Source organism: Paenibacillus sp. V4I5, from assembly GCF_030817255.1.
GTDB lineage: Bacteria > Bacillota > Bacilli > Paenibacillales > NBRC-103111 > Paenibacillus_E.
This window is the reverse complement of sequence record NZ_JAUSZB010000002.1, coordinates 1,147,835-1,168,599: the sequence shown is the minus strand read 5'-3', so window position 1 is coordinate 1,168,599 and position 20,765 is coordinate 1,147,835. Positions and strand designations below refer to the sequence as shown.

The window sequence follows — 20,765 nt, the reverse complement described above, 5'->3', positions numbered from 1 at the left end:
AGCTTTTGCTAAATGATTATCGTTCATTCAGTGTGGTAATAAATAGTTGTCTTTCTACCCTACACATGATACATTATGTATCAGAGATACTATTTGTATCATTCAACTAGAATGGACAAGCTATCCTTTTTGAACGGAGAGGAGCCGAATGAATCGCCCAAGTCAACGATTTCGTAACCATCTCGACGATAATCTAATTCATCTGCATAAGAACTTGTTCATAAGCCCATCAGATCCACAATATTATGAGAAAGTGATCCGCTATATTGACGCTAATTCACCGGAAGCTCATTTTAACATCGCTCAAAAATTTCAGTTAAAAGGGAATTTGAAAAGGGCAATTTTTCATTACAAAGAGGTTCTTCGAACGTACCCATCGCCTTTCTATTCGGCTGCTAATCGGGCCATTCGTGAATTGGATCAACAACAAGCGGAACATGCAGCTAGTATGCAAAAGGCTTTCCCTGAGGCGGAGAAGCGGCTGTTACCTCCATTTATGAAAACAATGCTAATCGTTCTCTTTGTTCTTAATTTAATGTTAGTCGTGTTGTTTGTTGGTGAAGCCCCGATTTATAAAACGATTTCGAAAATGAAAGTCTGGGGTATTGGAAGTGCCGTTACGTATGAGACGATGGATGTTCCATTTGTCATGTACATTGATCCTGACACCAAAAATGAAGATATTGAAACAGCGCTGCATAAGCAGGCTTTGGAATTAGCCAAAGAGATGCCGAATTCCAGCATTCTTATTTATGGCATCGTTTCACAAGATAATGTGAACAAAGGGAAAACGCTGCTTCTCACGAATGATGAACAGACGAAGAGCGCCATTGTTATCGCTCAATATCATCCCGCGACGGATCGTACAGTGAGAATTCGCTTCCTGAATTCCGAATTTGAAAAGCACCAACCGCTTAGTGCGATTGGTGCTAATTTAGTTCGTACAGCTTTGGAATCGTACCACACAGATTATGGAAGGGCTCCAGCAAATCTGAACGCTCTCCTGCAAGATTATCCGAATAATTATTTGAGCTTCATTCCATTAGAAGCGGTCACAAGTTCTAATGACATTTCTACGGTGTTTAACGGGCGAGGGGGATGGGTCTATGATTCCGGTGCGGTTGAAGTCGAGCAGATGTTTTATGCGAACGCTGCAGGCGTTGGCCGAGCACCCTATGAGCCTGTCCATATTGAAATCAACAAGGCTGAACATCAATTGAAACTGGTTAGCGGCAGCTATTTATTATGGGTAAAAGATATTGGACTTGGCGCCAACGGGAGTACCCCCCAAGGAGATTTTCGGGTAATGGACCGTGTGCAGCAGCCCAAAGGGAAACATGCACAGGTATATGGGGAGGCCGGCTTGGGACTTGGAGCGATCGCGCTTCATGGAACATTTGATGAGAGCTCAATCGGCACGGATCAATCGTTGGGCTGTATACGACTAACGAATCCGGATGTACAGCAATTATTTCAATTTGTTCCTAAAGGCACAGTGGTTCAAATTATTCCTGCCAAATGGGCTGCAGTCCATAATGAGCAAGTGAAGGACACGTTATTGCTTATTCCCAATAACCTGCCATCCCTTGATCAATCGCCTGAACAGGTATTTCATTGGCTTGGTTAATCACGTTTTGTTAATGGCATTACCTATTATTTCTTGCGAATCTCATTAAAAAAGCAGCCAATGCTTACCGACGTTTAGTCGGAAGCAGCAGCTGCTTTTTTAAAATTAACTACATTAAGTTTTCTGGGTTGAGTTTTTCCAGTTCAGGGATGACGAAGCGTCCGTCTTTGCGAATGAGAACATCATCAAAGTAGATTTCGCCGCCGCCATATTCGGGACGCTGGATAAGCACCATATCCCAGTGAACGGAGGAGCGGTTCGTATTATCCGCTGTCTCATAAGCTTGACCTGGAGTAAAGTGAATGCTGCCATCAATTTTCTCATCGAATAAAATATCTTTCATTGGATGTTGGATGTAGGGGTTTACGCCAATTGCGAATTCGCCGATAAATCGAGCACCATCATCAGTATCCAGGATATCATTCAATTTCTTCGTGTCATTGCTGGTAGCTTCAATAATACGGCCATTTTCGAATTTTAATACAATGTTTTCAAAGGAAGTGCCGGAATATATCGTAGGTGTGTTATAGCTAATTACACCATTAACGGAGTCCTTCACAGGCGCTGTGTATACTTCACCATCAGGTATGTTTCTCAGACCAGAGCAAGGGACGGCTCCAATATTTTTGATCGAGAAGCTAATGTCAGTCCCTTTGCCAACAAGGCGAACGCGGTCTGTACGGTTCATCAGGTCGACAAGTGACTCCATAGCTACAGCCATTTTGCTGTAATCGAGATTACATACATTGAAGTAGAAATCTTCGAAAGCCTCAGTGCTTTTGCCGGCCAGCTGAGCCATCGAAGGATTTGGATAACGCATGACGCACCATTTCGTATTGTTAATGCGTTCGTCGAAGAGAGGACGCTGGAAGTATTTCAGATAGAGCCTCATTTGATCATCGGGTACATCGGACGATTCGGTAATATTATCACCACTGCGGACGGCTACATAAGCATCCATCTGCTTCATCCGTGCAAGCTCAAATTCGGACCATTGGCTAAATAGCTCTTGGGTACCGGTCATTTGTAAGCTTCTCATAATTGCTGGATCACGCAGCTCGATGAAAGGTTTACCGCCAACGGCATATACTTCTTCAATGAAGCATTTGGCGAGTTCGGGGTCTTTGACTCCAATCATTTCAATCAGTATGTTCTCACCAGGCCCCAGGCTAACTGAATAATTGATTATATTTCGGGCAAAGGTTTGAAGTCTTGGGTCTCTCATTCTTTAGGTCTCCCTTAATTGAATATATGTACTTACAAATTATATCGCAACAGGCGTTCTTAAGCCAATAAAGACTAATGATTTCGTGGAACTTAGTAGGGTATGCTACAATATATCAAGGCAAAACAGACAACAGAAATGACAACTAGAGGAGGACGCAATGGCAAGAGATCAGATTAAAGTACCATTCGGGTACGAACCTCCGGCGGAAACTCATAAAGGAACAGTCTTATTATTTGAAACTTTTGAGGACTGGACGGAGACAGAACTGCACGCTTTTACCAGATGGGCGGAGGAAAGAAAGTTCGTTCGAGCTATCTTTTATCCCCAGCATGAGGAAACACTTCGGAGAATGGACATACCTTGTCAGCAGCCTTATTATGCCCGTGTGAAGCATTTGGAAAGCCTCTTGGAACAAGTGGAATCCACCCTTCAATTGGACTTGGATAAGTGGGAAGGGAAGCGTAAGAAGTACACACCGATAGATACATCTTTGAAATTTTTGACGGATAAAACGCCCGGGCCCCATTTCGTGTACATGAGTGACCGTTATGCGAATCTATTCGTTACGTATCCTTCCTTCAAGGAGTGGATCAGAAAAGTAAGACTCGTCATCATCAATCAATTCCATGTTCCCCTCCATGGTAAGCTGAATGAATACGCGGAGAGATGGGAAGCTGTGGATTTTGGAAATGGCTCTTGAACAACGGATCTCGAGTAACAAATTAATCATATTAATTATGGTCGTTATCGTGGCAGGGATGAGTCAAGGTATGCTCATGCCGCTGCTAACGATCCTTTTGGATCGTTCAGGTGTATCAACGGAAGCCAATGGTCTGAATGCTGCAGCGCTTTATATAGGTATTTTCTCCACGATGTTCTTCATAGAAAGGCCTGTGCGAAGATTCGGATATAAGCCAGTCATCATCGTTGGGATGGGACTGGTCATCCTGGCAACTTGTTTGTTCCCGGTATGGCAGCAGATTGGTTTCTGGTTTGTACTTCGTTTGTTTGTAGGGATTGGGGATAGCGCTCTGCATTATGCAACGCAGTTATGGATCGTTACATCAAGCCCTAAAGAGCGTAGAGGACGTAATATCTCTTTATACGGCATGGCTTATGGTGTTGGTTTTAGCTTAGGACCTATAGGAATTACCTTACTCAAATCAGGTAGTTGGGTGCCCTTTTTGACGACCAGCTGCTTTTTTTTAATTGTTCTGACGCTTGTATGGCAGTTATCCAATGAGAAGCCAGAGCAACTGGACAAAGTGGAGGCGGTGCATAAGCGTGCTTCAAAGGTATTGGCAATCGCTTGGTTCCCGCTCATTACCTCCTTACTCTATGGCTATATGGAAGCCTCGATGAACAGCAACTTTCCGATTTATGGACTGCGTACAGGTCTCACGGAATCTAATATTGGTGTTCTGCTGCCCATCATGGGGGTAGGGGGTCTCATCATGCAGCTGCCGCTAGGGATTTGGAGTGATCGTGTGGGGCGGAAGAGTATCCTTATTGTGAGTGGCCTCATTGGCTCCATCGCATTTCTATGTATTCCGTTTGCAGGCTCGAATCTTTGGTTGATTGGACTCTGTTTCGGCGTTGCCGGGGGCATGGTGGGCTCGTTTTTCTCACTAGGTTTGGCCTATGCGGCAGACATACTGCCTAGACATTTAGTTCCTACTGCAAATGTACTTGCTTCTATCCAGTACAGTTTAGGGAGTATAGCCGGCCCTTTAATGGGAGGACTAGCTATCCGTTATATTAGCACAGCCAGTATTTTTTATTTGATAGGCCTTATCTATGTCTTATTTGCTCTATCTGGGTTTACTTTTCGACGTCAATCTGTATGAAAAAAAGACACTAAACCTAATCAAGGTTTGGTGTCCTTTTCATTTAGCCAACATTTAGCCTATTTCATAGCTTGCTGCTTGATCCGTCATATACCGCTCTGTCAAAATAGTTAACATAGAAATCCCAATTTGATTTTCTCCGCCCTCAGGAATAATAATGTCAGCATATTTCTTGGACGGCTCAATGAATGCGTCATGCATCGGCTTAACGGTCGTCAAATATTGATCAAAGACAGATTGCAGCGTACGTCCTCGTTCATTAATATCTCGGGAAAGTCGGCGCAGAATACGAACGTCCGGATCTGTATCAACGAACACCTTGATGTTCAAAGCGCCGCGCAGCTCCTCGTCTGTTAAGACATGAATGCCTTCGAGCAGCACAATCGGCTTTACCTCGATACGAATTGTTTCTTCAGAGCGCGCATGTTGTGAGAAATCGTACACAGGTATGTCCACGGCATTGCCGCTTTTCAATTCATTTAAATGCTTGAGCAGCAAGGCGTTCTCGAAGGCACGGGGATGATCATAATTAATACGTTCCCGTTCTTCTAAAGTAAGACCACTATGATGAAGATAATAATTATCTTGTGAAATTAATGTCACGTTCGTGGATCCTAGCTTGGTAATGATGGATCGAGCTACAGTAGTTTTTCCTGAACCGGTACCACCGGCAATTCCGATAACGAGCATGAAATGTAGTGCCTCCCCAAATAACTTGAAAACCTTCCTCCGTAGTTTAACATAATGTTCATATAAAAAGAAAAAGCGATCGAATTTCGATCACCTTTTGCCTTGATACCTTATCGAATTTGCTTCTGGGTATGGAACTTCTCTTGATTGGCCTCGATATCTTGAGAAGCTTGCGTCAATTGCTCCATGGTTTGCTTTATCTGCTGGCCATATTCATCATTGTTAAAAGTTTGAAGCTGCTCATGTGCTTCATGAACTTGTTGTTTAGCTTCTGTAAGTGCTGCTTGTGCAGATTGAATAGATCGAGGGTTGGCCTGTGTTATGGCTACTTGCAGTTGATGCTCGGCGTCTTGAGCTTGGAGTATAGCATGATCTGCTGCGTCAATGGCGTGCTGAAGCGGCTGCTGATGCTGACGAGTTTCTGTCATAGGGGAATGCCTCCTAAGGATAATTGTTATGGGTAAAAAAGAACAGCGACTTTACTACATTGCTCCAAAGCTGGGGAAATCATTCTTGATTTGGGAAATGAAATTATTTCCTGGGGAAGCGCAAAATGTGAGCGTACTTATGATAATTCGACATGAAAAGTCAGAAAATTTCGAATACAAAATCAATTGCGTGAAAAGGCTATTGTTTCCAAAATAAAAGTGGACAAACCGCTAGAATATTCATAAGCTAGAGAAGATAGCTTTTTTTTGACATGATTAGACAATTAGGGTCTAAATAGGGGATGAAATGATGAGAACATGGAAAGGTTTTTGTATAATTGTAGTTGTTACACTAAGTATTTCCGGGTGTGGATCATCAAAAACCAATACTGCACCGGCAAATTCGTACACACCTACCCTAGAAGTAAGTACGACTGTTAATGGAGATGCAGCTACCCTTCGAATTACAACTGATCTTAAGCTTTCCAAAGAGCATTACGATCAACAGCGCAAGCAAGGGGAAGGGCACGTTCATGTTTCCTTGGACAAAAGAGAAAAAGAAGTCATGACGACCACTGAAAAAGGTTATGAACATTTAAGCAAAGGTCCTCATGAATTAAAAGTTTCCTTACATAATAACGATCATACGCCTTACGATGTAAGCAAGACGATCACGTTTGAAGTGAAGTAGGAGTATCCCATGCCATTTCTTCCAAAGAGATTGAGCTTACAGAAAAGAATTGTTTTCCTCGTCACTTCAGTTACGGTGGGTATGCTCTCAACCATGATGGTCTTCGATACCATAAGTTTAAATCAATCCATTCGAGAAGCCTATGTAAGTCAAATAAGCGGCATGACGATTGCCATCAATGGACGCTATGAAGAATCTCGTTCCGTTACAGATGTACAGCAAATATTTGATTACATTCAATATAAGAATACACGTGTTCTCGAGATGAAGTTATACGATACACAAGGCGTTATTCTCGCAGCTTCCAATCGTTCTGAAGTTGGTAATCATCGGCCTTATTCTAGTGTAGTCATTCCTAAGCAGGATCAAACCATAGTTGACCGTGTGCCTATGGCGCAAACGGATAAACCGGTTGTCCGCCTGACGGCGCCTCTCCAGGAGGATGGTCTTGTTGTAGGTGCGGTAGAAGTTATTTTTGATTCCTCCGAGGAAACCGCGCTGCTGAAAAAGCGAACGAAACTTATTCTGATTGTGGGAATCAGTATTGCTATTGTTTTGTCAACATTGCTATGGCTTATTTTGCGAAGAATTGTTATTCGTCCATTAAGTCGACTTCGTGAAGCCGCGCTTGTTGTCAAGCAAGGAGGAGACCTTCCTACGCTTCAGTTCAAAGCTTCCCCAGAAATCGCAGAAGTGTCTGAAGCTTTTAATGACATGGTCAAAAATTTGGATGAACGCTACCATGAGCTTCAACAGGTACTAAAAACGCTGCAGGTGACACAGGACCAGCTTGTCCAATCGGAGAAAATGGGAGCCTTGGGCAATCTGGTTGCCGGTGTCTCCCACGAAATCAATACACCAATCGGGATCGGTGTAACAGCAATTAGTTATTTGGATCAAAAGACGAAGGAATTTAAGAGCCTGTATGAGACGGGGAAAATGAAAAAGTCGGACCTTGAACAGTTCCTTTCCATTACCCAAGAGACGAATGCCATGGTGCAGTCCAATTTGGAACGCGCTTCTTCCTTGGTGCGCAGCTTTAAACAAATTTCAGTAGATCAAAGCGTTGAAGTCAAGCGCACCTTTCATTTGAAGGAATATTTAGAGGGCATCATCTCAAGCTTGAAACCTACGCTCAAGAAAACAAGGCTCCGAGTAGATGTCTATTGCGATAATGAGCTGTTTCTTTACACATATCCAGGCGCTTTATCACAAATTATTACGAATTTAGTTATGAATTCTTTGAACCATGCCTATGCGACTGAGGAAGAAGGCAGTTTAACCATACGTGTTGAAGATCATCAAGACTATATTATCCTGTCGTATACAGATGATGGTAAAGGGATGACGCAAGAAGTTCTAGATCAAATTTTTGATCCTTTCTTCACGACGAGCCGCGGCAAAGGCGGAACAGGGTTAGGGATGAATATTGTCTATAATCTCGTAACTCAATCACTGAATGGAACCATCGAAGGTTCCAGTACCTTGGGACAAGGAAGTTTATTTACCATTACGATTCCGAAAGAGGAGGAAGCCGTGCAATGACAGGACAAGATGGGTTAGTGGACCAGGATGAGCTTCTTTTTGCTGAGGAAGAAGAGACCGATTCAACTGAGGAAGTTACGATCGAACAGGACCCTTGGGTCGTACTCATTGTTGATGATGAGAAACAAATCCATCAAGTGACCAAAATGGTTCTACAAGATTTCGAATTTGATGGTAAGAAGCTGGAATTCCATAGTGCTTATTCGGCTTTAGAAGCCAAACAGCTATTAAAACAACAGCCGAATGCTTCATTAATTCTCTTAGATGTTGTCATGGAGCAAGATGATGCAGGGCTTCAAATTGTTAAGTACATACGCGAAGAATTGAATAATCAGGCGATACGTATTATTTTGCGGACAGGTCAGCCAGGTCAAGCACCTGAACGTACGGTCATTATGGATTACGACATTAATGATTATAAAGAAAAGACAGAACTCACAACACAAAAGCTGTTCACAACTGTGGTTACGGCGCTGCGTTCTTATCGTGATATTAAAACGATTGAGAAAAGCAGATCAGGCTTGGAGGAGATTATTAAGTCCTCTGCTTCGCTATTCGAGCTGCAATCTATGAAGAAATTTGCTTCCGGTGTTTTGACACAAATGACATCCATCGTTAACTTACATAAAAATGCGCTACATTGCAGCTTTGCTGTTACCAAAGGTGTCGAAGATATTTATATCCTAGCAGCGAGCGGGGACTATGCATCCAATCAAGACGAACGAGCGCGGGATGTTGTTCCTTCTGATGTACTCGAAGAGATTGAACATGCCTTTCAATCCAAAAAAAGCAGCTTTGCATCGGATCGCTTTGTGATTTATTTTCAAAGTAAGATGGGGATGGAAAATGTCATTTACATGAATGGATTCAAAGCACTCAGTGAGTGGGAGCATTATTTAGTTGATATTTATTGTGCAAATGTTTCTGTGGCTTTTGAAAATATTTATTTAAATGAAGAGCTAGAAAGCACACAGCAAGAAATTATTTATACGATGGGCGAAATCACGGAAACCAGATCCAAGGAAACGGGACACCATGTGAAAAGAGTTGCCGAATACTCCCGTTTGCTGGCCATTAAGTATGGATTATCTGAGCAGGAAGCTGAAGTCATTCGCTTGGCTTCTCCGATGCATGATGTTGGTAAAGTTGGCATACCAGATGCGATTTTAAATAAGCCTGGATCGCTGACAAGTGAAGAATTCGATATTATGAAAACTCATTCGAATCTTGGGTACGAAATGCTCAAGCATTCGAACAAGCAAGTCTTAAATGCCGCAGCGATCATCGCGCAGCAGCATCATGAGCGTTACGATGGAACAGGGTATCCGCAAGGACTTCGCGGCGACGAGATACATCTCTATGGTCGTATAACCGCATTAGCTGATGTATTTGACGCTCTATGCAGTGATCGTGTTTATAAGAAAGCTTGGGAACTTGATCGCGTGATGGATTTACTTAAAACGGAACGCGGACGTCATTTCGATCCTGTAATCGTAGATCTATTCATTAAGCATTTGGATGAGTTCCTGGTCATCAAGGAGTTCTACAAGGAGCAGCGTTAACGGCATTAATTATCTGAATAGCATAATATGCGAATAGCCTTTTCATACTAGCAAAACCAAACCTAAATGAACCGGAGCCCTTGTCCTTGGTCAGGGGCTTTTTTTAGGTGTATACAGCTTGATAAACGACAGCTCGTGAAAAGATGGGTTCGGATAAAAAAAATGTATCGACGAAAATGTGTTTCCCTATTGCAACATTTGTGAGTTTGGGTAATAATGTACCTAGAGAGTTGCCTTTAGTCAACAAATGTGAGCTTGTACAATTTAATAAGATAATGAGAAAAGTTGAACGAATCGGGGAGGACATAATTATATGAACGTGATGACTGTAAAAGGTTTTTGGAAAAAGAGTGCTGCTGTTGCATTACTAGGCATTATGATGACCGTGTCAGCGTGTGCGAATAATGAAAAAACACCATCATCAACATCGGCTTCAACGGAGAAGGAAATTAAAGTTACCACAACTGTAGGTATGATTACAGATATTGTTGAAAATGTTGGTACCACTCATGTGAAAGTAACCGGGCTTATGAGTGCTGGGGTGGACCCGCATTTATATAAAGCTTCGCAAGGCGATATTAAAAAGTTAGATGATGCGCAAATCATTTTCTATAATGGACTGCACTTAGAAGGCAAAATGGTTGAGATTTTGGAAAAGATGGGTAAGCAAAAACCTACGGTAGCCGTAGCTGATAAAATCGATCGCAAAGAATTGCGGTCCGGAGCCGAGATGGAAACGGAATATGATCCGCACATTTGGTTTAATGTTAAGCTTTGGATGAAGGCTACAGAGCAAGTACGAGATTCCTTAAGTGAGTTGGATCCAACCCATAAGGAAGATTACAAGAACAATGCAGCCGCGTATCTAGCTAAGCTTCAAGAATTAGATCGCTATGCGACTGAACAAATCGCCTCAATTCCAGAGGCATCCCGGGTTCTAGTAACGGCACATGATGCTTTCGGTTACTTCGGAGATGCGTATCACATTCAAGTTAAGGGACTTCAAGGGATCAGTACAGCATCGGAGTACGGTTCCAAGGATGTAAGTCAGCTCAGAGATTTCTTAGTCGAGAAAAAGGTGAAAGCTGTATTCGTTGAATCCAGTGTTCCTAAGAAATCGATTGAAGCGGTCATTCAAGGAGCGAAGGAAAAGGGGCACCAAATTCAAATTGGCGGAGAATTGTTCTCTGACGCCATGGGCAAAATAGGAACGCCAGAAGGCACTTATATAGGCATGGTTCGTCACAATGTAGATACCATAGTTAACGCTCTGAAATAGCAGTCGCTGCTAAGAATGTTTTGCATATAGAATGGCTTAGGAGGATTGAACATGAAACAAACGCACGCGCCGCTATCGATACAAAATATGACTGTTGCTTATCATAAGAAGCCCGTTCTGGAGCAAGTGTCATTGACTATCCCGGAAGGTAAATTGATTGGAATTATCGGTCCGAATGGTGCAGGGAAATCCACATTAATTAAAGCAGCTCTGGGCTTGATTCCAAGTCTATCCGGCGAAGTGAAGATATATGGAAAGCCCTACAAAGAGCAGCGCCATCTTGTTGGTTATGTGCCTCAGCGTGAATCGGTTGATTGGGATTTCCCGACCAATGCCCTTGATGTTGTAACGATGGGGCGGTATGGTCATCTGGGTTGGTTCCGCAGACCGGGAAACAAAGAAAAACAAATCGCGATGTCTTGTTTAGAGAAAGTTGGAATGGCTGACTTCGCAGATAGACAAATTAGTCAACTTTCTGGTGGTCAGCAGCAGCGTATTTTCTTGGCGAGAGCACTCGCACAAGATGCTAGTTTATATTTTATGGATGAACCTTTCGTGGGTGTAGATGCCGCTACGGAAAAAGCGATTATTACGCTGCTCGGAGAACTTAAGAAACAAGGGAAGACGGTGTTGGTAGTTCACCATGATTTATCCACCGTTAAAGAGTATTTCGATTGGGTTATCTTACTTAATGTGGGAATTGTGGACATTGGGCCGACGAATGAAGTATTTACAAAAGATAAATTACAGCAAACGTATGGCGGTAAACTAGCGATCTGGGATCGGGAAGATGCCGCAACGCAACTAGGATAAAAGAGGTGAACAACATGTTGGACTCTTTACTTCACTTATGGTTAGATCCGAATGCGCGATGGATATTACTCGGTTGCTCATTACTTGGACTAAGCAGCGGGGTGTTAGGAAGCTTTGCTTATTTACGCAAACAATCGTTAATGGGAGATGCTTTGTCCCATGCAGCCCTTCCGGGTGTATGCGTCGCCTTCATGATAACAGGATCCAAATCGATCTTTTTCTTCTTGATCGGTGCAGCCGCGGCGGGCTTACTTGCCACACTCAGTATCGGATGGATAACACGGTATTCCAAAATCAAACAGGATTCAGCTTTAGGTATCGTATTATCGGTGTTTTTTGGGGTAGGTATCGTATTGTTAACACAAATTCAGCATAGCTCAAGCGGCAATCAAAGCGGCTTAGATAAATTTTTATTCGGTCAAGCGGCATCGATGGTTAACTCTGATGTCATTACAATGGCTATCATTTCATTCCTATTAGTTGGTATTTGTACGTTGTTTTTTAAAGAATTTAAATTATTAAGTTTTGATCCTGGATATGCACGAGGATTAGGTTTTCCTGTTGGGATTCTGGATCACTTCATGATGTTTCTCATTGTCGTTGCTGTTGTTGTGGGGATTCAAGCGGTAGGCGTCGTCTTGATGGCGGCATTGTTGATTACACCTGCTGTAGCGGCTAGATATTGGACGGAGAGATTAGGCCTAATGGTCATCTTGTCTGGACTATTTGGGGCTTTCAGCGGATTCGTAGGGACATATCTCAGTACGATGGGAAGTAATTTGCCAACAGGTCCACTTAGTGTGTTAGCAGCGACGGTCCTATTCGTAATTTCCCTCTTTTTTGCTCCGAAACGGGGACTTGTTATTAAACTTATCCGACAGTCTTCCATGAAACAAAAGATCCAAAAAGATACAGAAGCAGAGTCCTACGTTAAGGCAAAAGGGGTGAGCCAAGTTGAATGATCTGTGGATTATCTTAACTGCTGCTCTTGTCGCTGCTGCTTGTTCTTTAGTAGGCTGCTTCCTCGTCTTGCGTAAAATGGCCATGATCGGCGATGCCATCAGTCATTCCGTGCTTCCGGGGATCGTCATCGCTTTCCTGATCAGCGGCTCTAGAGGTTCTATCTTTATGCTGATTGGTGCTGCCGTAATCGGTCTTATAACGGTATTCTTAATCCAGCTTTTCCAACAAAGCGGTGTTCAATCTGATGCTTCAATCGGAGTCGTATTCACAGCCATGTTCTCCATAGGTGTTGTTCTTGTCAGTTTGTATACAAGACAAATCGATCTGGATTTGGATTGTGTCCTTTATGGAGAAATCGCCTATGTGCCATGGAATACCATTGAAGTTGGCGGTGTGAGTATCGGACCAAAAGCCGTATGGGCAGTAGGATTTGCTCTTCTTCTTAGCAGTGTTGTGATTGGGCTCTTTTATAAACAGTTTAAACTCTGTTCATTCGATCCAGCGCTTGCTGCAGCGGTGGGCATTCCAGTCTTGTTATTCCACTATCTATTGATGGGTTTAGTATCCATCACGACAGTTGCTTCTTTCGAAAGTGTGGGTGCGATTCTCGTTGTCGGTATGTTGATCGTACCTGCGGCTACTGCCTATCTTTTAACTGAAAAACTTAGTGTTATGATCGTTTTGAGTGTGACCGTAGGGGTTATCAGTTCAATAGCTGGCTATTTCGTAGCTTACTTACTCGATGCTTCCATTGCAGGTTGTATGATTAGTGTGGCAGGGGTCATGTTCGTTATTGCTTTCCTATTGTCGCCGACCAATGGACTGATCATCCGTAAAATTCGTCAAAAACGTGGTTTATCAGGGGTAATTCCTGAATCCATCTAATAAGTGGTATGAAATCTGCTTCTTTGTCTCTTTTACGGAGATGGAGGAGCATTTCTTTTAATTGACATTTCCTGTATGCTAGAAAGGGGCTAGAGACAGAGAGAAGGAGAAAGAAGGTGTGACCATGGAAGGAATTGGACTCGTACTGGAAGGCGGAGGTATGCGAGGCGTATACACCGCAGGAGTCTTGGAATACTTTATGGAACAGGATTTATATTTTCCTTATGTGGTTGGAGTATCCGCAGGGGCATGCAACGCCGTTTCGTATATTTCCAAACAACCCGGGCGCAATAAAAAAGTAACGATTGGTTATATTAGGGATCACAGATATTTAAGCTATCGCAATTTATTCCGTCATAAAAGCATTTTTGGGATGGATTTCATATTCAATGAGTTGCCAAATAAGTTGGTACCGTTTGATTACGATGCCTTCTATAACTCGCCGCAGCAGTTCGCCATCGGTACAACCGATGCGCATACGGGCGAACCCATTTATTACACGAAGCATCAACTCATGCATCAAACCATGCCGATTATTCAAGCATCAAGTTCATTGCCATTCGTAGCCACACCCATTCATTATGAAGGTCGGACCTTGTTTGACGGCGGCTTAGTAGATCCGATTCCTGTGAAAAAGTCTCTTGCTGACGGGAACAAAAAGCATATCATTGTGCTAACCAAAGAACAGGGGTATCGCAAGAGTCCCTTTAAGCAGCGGTGGCTAGCTAAAAGTTTCTATCCGGCTTATAACGGTCTTGTAAATGTACTTGTCAATCGAAGTGAAATCTATAATGGAACTTTAGAAACCATTGAACGAATGGAAGCGGATGGAAGTGCGATCATCATACGACCTTCGTCCAAAGTAGTAGTAGGCCGTATGGAAAAGGATCCTAAGAAACTAGAGTCGCTGCACGAGCTTGGGTATCAGGATGCGAAACGAATGGGATCACAGATGAAAGAATGGTTACTTAGTTGAACGTAAAGAGCTGTATACATGGAAAAATCGAATCAAAAAATTGCACCTTAAGCACCAAAGCTCATTTCTGTTTGCAATAAGTACGAACATGAGGTATGGTATAAACAAACCAATAAGAACCCACGGGAGCTTGAGAAGTCAGGCTGAGATTGTGACCGTCATTGTCACTCACCGTTAATCTGATCTGGGTAATGCCAGCGTAGAGAACTCCAATAAATGCACGTTCATTCGATCTGTTTCGAATGGGTTTATCATTTTCTACTCATGGCGCTCCCGGATAACGGGGGCTTTTTCTTGTGGTTAAATAGAGATGTGGAGAGGGGAAACAAAGAATGAAATGGAAGAAAATTGCACCACTTATGCTAGTTAGCTTAACCGTAGCCTTGGCTGGTTGCGGCAATAAAACGGCAGAACAGCCGTCAAACCAAACTGCAAACCAAACGGCCAAGCCGTTAACGAACGTGAAGGTTGTTCTGGACTGGACGCCAAATACGAACCATACGGGGCTATATGTCGCAAAGGATCAAGGCTTTTTTGAAAAAGAGGGACTAAATGTAGAAATTATTGCTCCCGGCGAAGGCGGAGCCGATGCCATGGTTGCTTCAGGGGCTGCGGAGTTCGGTGTCAGTTATCAAGAAAGCATCACACAAGGACGAATTCAAGGTGTACCGTTGGTTTCCATTGCTGCGGTGATTCAGCATAACACATCCGGTTTTGCATCTCCGGTAGCGAAGAACATCAAGTCGCCCAAGGATTTCCAGGGGAAAACGTATGGCGGTTGGGGGGCTCCGGCAGAAAGTGCGATGATCGACTCGCTTATGCAATCTGAGAAAGCAGATCCGAGCAAAGTGAAGATCGTGAACATCGGTGATGCCGATTATTTCACAGCAGTGAAACGGGATATTGATTTCGCTTGGATTTACTACGCTTGGACAGGTGTAGATGCCGAGTTGCGTGGCGAGCCGCTGAATATGATTTATTTGAACAAATATTCGGATAAACTGGATTACTATACACCGGTTCTTGCGACGAATGAGAAAATGATCAAAGAGAAGCCTGAGCTCGTGAAGGCCTTCATGGCGGCTGCATCGAAAGGGTATCAATTTGCTATCAGCAAGCCAGAAGATGCTGCTAACATTTTGATCAAAGCGGTTCCTGATCTAGATAAAAAACTTGTGCTTGCCAGTCAAAAATGGCTCAGCCCACGTTATCAAGATGATGCTGCTCGTTGGGGCGAACAAAAAAAATCCGTATGGGAAAATTATGCGAATTGGATGCTAGATCATAAGCTGCTCGAGAAAAATATCGATGTAGATGCTGCATTCACGAACAAGTTCTTACCGGAAAGCCCAAAATAGCACGATTTGTTGGAGGAGGCACTTATAGTGGCTAATGCACTTGTCAGTATTCAAATCATACCGAAAACGAAAAACAATGAAGATGTCATCCCCTATGTAGATCGTGCGATTGAAGTCATTGCCAAGTCTGGCGTGAAATATTTCGTATCTCCGCTGGAGACGACGATGGAAGGGGAGCTCGACCAGCTTCTGGCAATCATTCAAGACATGAATGCCGCTATGATTGAGATGGGCAGCCCTAATGTTATTTCGCAGGTGAAAATTTACTTCAACCCGTCGGGTGCTTCTATGGACAAGCTGACGGAGAAATACAGATAATGAAACAGCATCGCTGGTTCAAAGCGGGGTGGCCACCGATTGTTGTGGTCATCCTTCTGCTGCTTTTATGGCAGCTTGCCGTGACTTGGGGAGGCACAGCAAGCTGGTTGCTGCCTAGTCCGCTCAAAATATGGAAAGACGGCACCACGGATATGCCCAGAGTATGGATGCACACATTCGCCACTTTGCGTTTGATGTTGATTGGGTTTAGTGCTGGTGTAACTGGCGGTGTGATTGTTGCTAGCTGCTTACATCAGGTGCCCGCGCTTAAGGCTGGTTTTTACCCGCTCCTTATTTTATCTCAAAATGTCCCGACCATTGCACTGGGACCGCTGCTAATCATATTATTTGGTTTTGGCATTCTACCTAAAATCCTATTAATTTCACTAGTTTGTTTCTTTCCTGTAACGATGTCTATTTTGGACGGTTTTATGCAAACAGATCGCAGTATGTACAACTATATGCAGATGATCGGCGCCAGCAAACGGCAAATCTTTTATAAATTAGAGCTGCCTCATGCTTTGCCATTTCTCTTCACAGGACTCAAAATATCGGCTACATACAGTGTGATGGGGGCTGTGATTGCCGAATGGCTTGGTGGAGGCGTTGGACTGGGCTATTATATGATTTTGCAAAAATCGGCGTTCCGCGCTGACCGCGAATTTGTTGCTATTCTGATGATTGTTACGCTCAGCTTACTCTTCTTCTGGCTCATCGCAGGGCTTGAGAAGCTCGTCATTCGATGGAACGCGAAACGGTCATCTTAAGAAAAGGGAGATGAGTTCATGAGTAAATTAGAACTTAGAGGCATTCATCAAACGTTCCTTGGTAAAAAACAGCGCGTTTCCGTACTTGCGGATATTTCTTTACATGTGAAAGAGGGGGAGTTCGTTTCACTTATCGGCCCATCAGGCAGCGGCAAGAGCACCCTATTTCACATTATTGGAGGGCTAGTCAAGCCTTCTTCAGGGGAAGTTTGGCTGGATGGCGTGAATGTGACCGGTTCTAAGGGCCTAATCTCATACATGCCGCAGCAGCCTGCCTTGTTCCCTTGGCGTTCTATTGAGTCCAACGTAGCACTTGCTCAGGAAGTTGCAGGAGAAACGCGAAAAGATGCGCTAGCCAAAGCAAGGGAGTGGCTGCCCAAGGTTGGACTTGGCGGCTATGAGCAAGAGCTTCCGCATGTGCTTTCAGGAGGGATGCAGCAGCGTGTCTCCTTTCTACGAGCCTTACTTTGTCCGCAGGAACTCATGTGTTTGGACGAGCCGTTCGGCTCCTTAGACGCACTAACCAGACAAGACATGCAGGCGTGGCTGCTTAATATATGGGAACAGAATAAGCGTTCCATTCTATTTGTGACGCATAGTATTGAAGAAGCTCTGTTTCTATCAGATCGAATCTATGTACTGTCAAACAAACCTGCCAAAATCATAGAAGAGTTGGTTATTCCGTTTGCAAGGCCGCGTCAAGAGTCCGTCATGCTTAAATCGAAATTTCAAGAGTTCCGGCAGCATATTCATGGGCTTTTGCGTCAGGAGATTGCGTATGATAAAAGCCATTGATGCTCATATTCATCTCGATATGTATACAGAATCTGCTGCTCGGACTCTGTTAACGGAATTATCAGAGTGCCACATTGAGGCACTGATAGCAGTGTCAAGACACCTGGACTCCTGTAAGGCAACTGAGCGGCTGTTAATGCAAGCCCCAGAGCAAGTTTTTGCTGCCTATGGCTACCATCCTGAACAAGAACTGCCTACGGAAAATCAATTGAATGATTTAATCCTATGGATTCGTGAGCATTCATCTAGGATGATCGCTGTTGGTGAAATTGGTTTGCCTTATTATATGAGGTTGGAAGCTGAATCGGCGGGGCGTGTTTTTGAAATAGCTCCTTATATTGCGCTGCTTGAGAACTTCTTGAAGCTGGCAGCGGATTTGGATAAACCGGTTGTTTTGCACGCTGTTTACGAGGATGCTGACGTTGTGTGCGACTTACTCGAGAAGCATTGCATTAAGAAGGCGCATTTTCATTGGTTCAAAGGGTCTCATTCAACGGTAGAGCGTATGATTCAAGCAGGCTACTTCATCTCTATAACACCAGATGTTCTCTATGAAGATGAAATTCGTACGCTTGTTCGTAGCTATCCAATTAACCAGTTGATGGTCGAAACGGATGGCCCATGGCCTTTCGAGGGCCCCTTTGAGGGCCAACCGACGCATCCACATATGATCCATGCTGTCATTGAACAGATAGCCCTTCTAAAAGGACTGCAAGTAGAAGAAGCAGCACATACCCTTTTAACTAATACCAAACAATTCTACAGCATTCCTTTACCTCACTTATTCTAATTAATTCTAACTGGACATCTATTCGTATAGGTTTTATAATAAAATAGAACAAGTGTTCGATTTCTAGATGAGGTGAGTGTACTAATGACTGTCAGATGCGGTTGGGTTAATGAAGATCCGTTATATATCGATTACCATGATCATGAATGGGGGGTTCCTGTCCATGAGGATCGCCATTTGTTCGAGATGCTTAACCTGGAAGGTGCACAAGCGGGACTGAGCTGGTATACGATTCTGAAGAAGAGAGAGGGCTACCGTGAAGCGTTCGACGGGTTTGATCCTCAGCTTATTGTGAACTATGACGATAAGAAGCTTAATGAACTTCTTGAGAATTCAGGGATCGTACGCAATCGCTTGAAAATAGCGTCTGTTGTTCAGAATGCGAAAGCCTTTCTAAAGGTGCAGCAAGAGTTTGGTACGTTTGATTCCTATATCTGGGGATTCGTTGGCGGGAAGCCGATCAACAATCATTGGACGGATATGAGTCAGGTACCTGCTACGACGGAAATCTCGGATGCTATGAGCAAAGATTTAAAAAAACGCGGCTTCAAGTTCGTAGGTTCGACGATTTGTTATGCTTATATGCAAGCGGTTGGCATGGTGAACGATCACAACCAAACCTGTTTTCGATATAAATAAAGAATAAAGAAAAGGCCATCTGATAGGACGATCGTCCAAATCAGATGGCCTTTTTGTGCTTCAATCAGGCGTATTGGAGTTGTTTCTCCATTAGATTGGTTTTAATTAAATAAATACGCTTACGAATGTAGAAGTCATATACGGCTCCTGTTAGTTCGCGAGGTTTAATGCGGTTATTTGTGTCGTTATCTATGATTGTCACCGAACCATCGTCATAAAACTTGAACGTATAATCGGCGTAGTGGGTATGTGCTTCGTCAAGCATGGCGTCAATCTGTCCGGGAAGAAGATGGTCAGTGTCACACAATGCCTTGTGGTACCAATAATCTCTCTCTATAAAACGGAAATTGTGACTGGTGTTCATCATGTTAACAACCTCCTCATCTAATTGGAACATCTGTTCTTATTTATATTATAGCAAACAAGTGTTCGTAATGGAAGAGGAATCTATGAAAAATGGGAAATATTTTCATATGCAAAAAAACCTCCAATCAATAGGATTGGAGGTTCGTTCTGGAAACGATATGCTTCGTGATTGCCAGACCATGCATTCGGCCTGTTTCAATGAATATTTCGTTCGCATCATATTTAGATGAAGCGACAACACCAGCCACATATAAACCAGGGATGTTCGTTTCCATCGTGTCAGGTTGGACAAGAGGAGCGTTAGTTTCTTCGTGAAATTGTACACCGATGGAGGTTAGAAGCCCACGATCCGGTCGAAATCCGGTTAGGGCAAGTACGAAGTCATTGTCTAAAGTGACGTGTTCGGTTGCTTTTCGTACGATAATGGTATGCTCATAAATACGTTCCACTTGGGAATCGAACCACATGTGAATACGGCCTTTTTTTACCATACTTTCAAATAGCGGACGAACCCATGGTTTGATGTTGGCTGAGAAGTCATTGCCGCGGTAAACCACCGTAACTTCAGCGCCAACTCTTAGCAAATCCATAGCGGCATCGACCGCGGAGTTGTTTCCGCCAATAACGGCTACTTTTGCCCCAGCATAAGGATGGGCTTCTTTATAATAATGCGTCGTCTTTGGCAGTTCTTCACCGGGAATACCGAGCAAATTAGGATGATCAAAGTAGCCCGTAGCTACGATGACATTGCGCGTGTTATACGCCGCCTTTTTCCCAAATTGATCTTCCGTATGTACCGTAAATCCTGTCTCTAAGCGTTCGATAGAAACAACTTCCTCATAGGAACGAATTCGCAGCTGTTCTCTACGCGCAACCTCTCTGTAGTAGACCAAAGCTTCTTGGCGATAAGGTTTTTCATGAGGTGTTGTGAACGGATAACCGCCAATTTCCAACAGCTCTGGCGTGCTGAAAAACTGTAAATAGGTAGGATATAAATAAATGGCATTGACGATGCAGCTTTTTTCTATAAGTAAAGGTGAAAGGCCTTCGCGCTGTAAGGCGATAGCGGCTGATAATCCGCAAGGACCCGCACCAATAACGATGACTTGTTCCAATTGTGACAACCTCCCCAAAACTAAATACTTATTCCATAGTATCGCAAGCTGAGGGAGATGCCAAGTTGCGCAAAGCAAAAAAG

22 protein-coding genes are annotated in these 20,765 nt (G+C 43.5%); 17 read left to right on the top strand and 5 right to left on the bottom strand.

The genetic code is table 11. From position 1 onward, the window contains the following. The first annotated feature begins 148 nt into the window (after positions 1–148). Positions 149–1,627 (top strand): L,D-transpeptidase family protein, encoded by a 1,479-nt coding sequence (locus QFZ78_RS07465; protein ID WP_307546383.1) that lies wholly within the window; start codon positions 149–151, stop codon positions 1,625–1,627. 109 nt (positions 1,628–1,736) lie between these two features. Here the strand turns inward: QFZ78_RS07465 and QFZ78_RS07460 are convergent, their stop codons facing one another. Further along, a complete protein-coding gene (locus tag QFZ78_RS07460) occupies positions 1,737–2,852 on the bottom strand; it encodes an aminopeptidase (protein WP_307546382.1) in 1,116 nt (371 codons plus the stop codon). Between the two features lie 160 nt (positions 2,853–3,012). Here QFZ78_RS07460 and QFZ78_RS07455 point away from each other — a divergent pair, with 160 nt between their 5' ends. Then, complete coding sequence (locus QFZ78_RS07455) at positions 3,013–3,555, top strand: hypothetical protein (protein WP_307546381.1); 543 nt, start codon at positions 3,013–3,015, stop codon at positions 3,553–3,555. Further along, positions 3,545–4,702, top strand: a complete 1,158-nt coding sequence (locus QFZ78_RS07450; RefSeq protein ID WP_307555541.1) for an MFS transporter — start codon at positions 3,545–3,547, stop codon at positions 4,700–4,702. The genes QFZ78_RS07455 and QFZ78_RS07450 overlap by 11 nt, the downstream gene beginning before the upstream one ends. Before the next feature lie 54 nt (positions 4,703–4,756). Here QFZ78_RS07450 and udk read toward each other — a convergent pair whose 3' ends face one another. Both udk and QFZ78_RS07440 read right to left on the bottom strand, forming a co-directional pair. Next, a complete protein-coding gene (gene udk, locus QFZ78_RS07445) occupies positions 4,757–5,392 on the bottom strand; it encodes a uridine kinase (RefSeq protein WP_261300854.1) in 636 nt (211 codons plus the stop codon). 110 nt (positions 5,393–5,502) lie between these two features. Then, complete coding sequence (locus tag QFZ78_RS07440; protein WP_307546380.1) at positions 5,503–5,820, bottom strand: hypothetical protein; 318 nt, start codon at positions 5,818–5,820, stop codon at positions 5,503–5,505. A 307-nt stretch (positions 5,821–6,127) separates the two neighbouring features. Between QFZ78_RS07440 and QFZ78_RS07435 the strand changes: the two genes are divergently transcribed. The 14 genes from QFZ78_RS07435 to QFZ78_RS07370 all read left to right on the top strand — a co-directional run bounded on the left by QFZ78_RS07435 (position 6,128) and on the right by QFZ78_RS07370 (position 19,201). Next, positions 6,128–6,511: a hypothetical protein gene (locus QFZ78_RS07435; protein ID WP_307546379.1), complete on the top strand. Its 384-nt coding sequence runs from the start codon at positions 6,128–6,130 to the stop codon at positions 6,509–6,511. A gap of 9 nt (positions 6,512–6,520) precedes the next feature. Beyond that, positions 6,521–8,056 carry a sensor histidine kinase gene (locus QFZ78_RS07430; protein WP_307546378.1) on the top strand — a complete coding sequence of 512 codons (1,536 nt, stop codon included), beginning with the start codon at positions 6,521–6,523 and terminating at the stop codon, positions 8,054–8,056. Then, positions 8,053–9,618: a DUF3369 domain-containing protein gene (locus QFZ78_RS07425; protein ID WP_307546377.1), complete on the top strand. Its 1,566-nt coding sequence runs from the start codon at positions 8,053–8,055 to the stop codon at positions 9,616–9,618. Before QFZ78_RS07430 ends, QFZ78_RS07425 begins: the two co-directional genes overlap by 4 nt. A gap of 313 nt (positions 9,619–9,931) precedes the next feature. Further along, a complete protein-coding gene (locus QFZ78_RS07420; RefSeq protein ID WP_307546376.1) occupies positions 9,932–10,897 on the top strand; it encodes a metal ABC transporter solute-binding protein, Zn/Mn family in 966 nt (321 codons plus the stop codon). Positions 10,898–10,948: 51 nt separating this feature from the next. Next, on the top strand, positions 10,949–11,710 hold the full coding sequence (locus tag QFZ78_RS07415; RefSeq protein ID WP_307546375.1) for a metal ABC transporter ATP-binding protein: 762 nt from the start codon (positions 10,949–10,951) through the stop codon (positions 11,708–11,710). A gap of 14 nt (positions 11,711–11,724) precedes the next feature. After that, positions 11,725–12,672, top strand: coding sequence for a metal ABC transporter permease (locus tag QFZ78_RS07410; protein WP_307546374.1), 948 nt, complete (start codon positions 11,725–11,727; stop codon positions 12,670–12,672). Beyond that, a complete protein-coding gene (locus QFZ78_RS07405) occupies positions 12,665–13,558 on the top strand; it encodes a metal ABC transporter permease (protein ID WP_307546373.1) in 894 nt (297 codons plus the stop codon). Before QFZ78_RS07410 ends, QFZ78_RS07405 begins: the two co-directional genes overlap by 8 nt. Positions 13,559–13,682: 124 nt before the next feature. Then, entirely contained in the window at positions 13,683–14,534 is an 852-nt protein-coding gene (locus tag QFZ78_RS07400) for a patatin-like phospholipase family protein (protein WP_307555539.1), read from the top strand. A 332-nt stretch (positions 14,535–14,866) separates the two neighbouring features. Next, positions 14,867–15,892 (top strand): ABC transporter substrate-binding protein, encoded by a 1,026-nt coding sequence (locus QFZ78_RS07395; RefSeq protein ID WP_307546372.1) that lies wholly within the window; start codon positions 14,867–14,869, stop codon positions 15,890–15,892. Between the two features lie 27 nt (positions 15,893–15,919). Next, positions 15,920–16,210 (top strand): thiamine-binding protein, encoded by a 291-nt coding sequence (locus QFZ78_RS07390; RefSeq protein ID WP_029194191.1) that lies wholly within the window; start codon positions 15,920–15,922, stop codon positions 16,208–16,210. Beyond that, complete coding sequence (locus QFZ78_RS07385; RefSeq protein WP_307546371.1) at positions 16,210–16,977, top strand: ABC transporter permease; 768 nt, start codon at positions 16,210–16,212, stop codon at positions 16,975–16,977. Before QFZ78_RS07390 ends, QFZ78_RS07385 begins: the two co-directional genes overlap by 1 nt. A gap of 18 nt (positions 16,978–16,995) precedes the next feature. Further along, complete coding sequence (locus tag QFZ78_RS07380) at positions 16,996–17,772, top strand: ABC transporter ATP-binding protein (RefSeq protein ID WP_307546370.1); 777 nt, start codon at positions 16,996–16,998, stop codon at positions 17,770–17,772. Then, complete coding sequence (locus QFZ78_RS07375; protein ID WP_307546369.1) at positions 17,756–18,562, top strand: TatD family hydrolase; 807 nt, start codon at positions 17,756–17,758, stop codon at positions 18,560–18,562. The genes QFZ78_RS07380 and QFZ78_RS07375 overlap by 17 nt, the downstream gene beginning before the upstream one ends. An 84-nt stretch (positions 18,563–18,646) precedes the next feature. Next, on the top strand, positions 18,647–19,201 hold the full coding sequence (locus tag QFZ78_RS07370; protein WP_307546368.1) for a DNA-3-methyladenine glycosylase I: 555 nt from the start codon (positions 18,647–18,649) through the stop codon (positions 19,199–19,201). 64 nt (positions 19,202–19,265) lie between these two features. Here the strand turns inward: QFZ78_RS07370 and QFZ78_RS07365 are convergent, their stop codons facing one another. Together QFZ78_RS07365 and QFZ78_RS07360 are read right to left on the bottom strand one after the other, a co-directional pair. Next, entirely contained in the window at positions 19,266–19,568 is a 303-nt protein-coding gene (locus QFZ78_RS07365; protein ID WP_235550974.1) for a hypothetical protein, read from the bottom strand. Positions 19,569–19,692: 124 nt separating this feature from the next. Next, on the bottom strand, positions 19,693–20,682 hold the full coding sequence (locus QFZ78_RS07360; protein WP_307546367.1) for a YpdA family putative bacillithiol disulfide reductase: 990 nt from the start codon (positions 20,680–20,682) through the stop codon (positions 19,693–19,695). Positions 20,683–20,765: the final 83 nt, after the last annotated feature.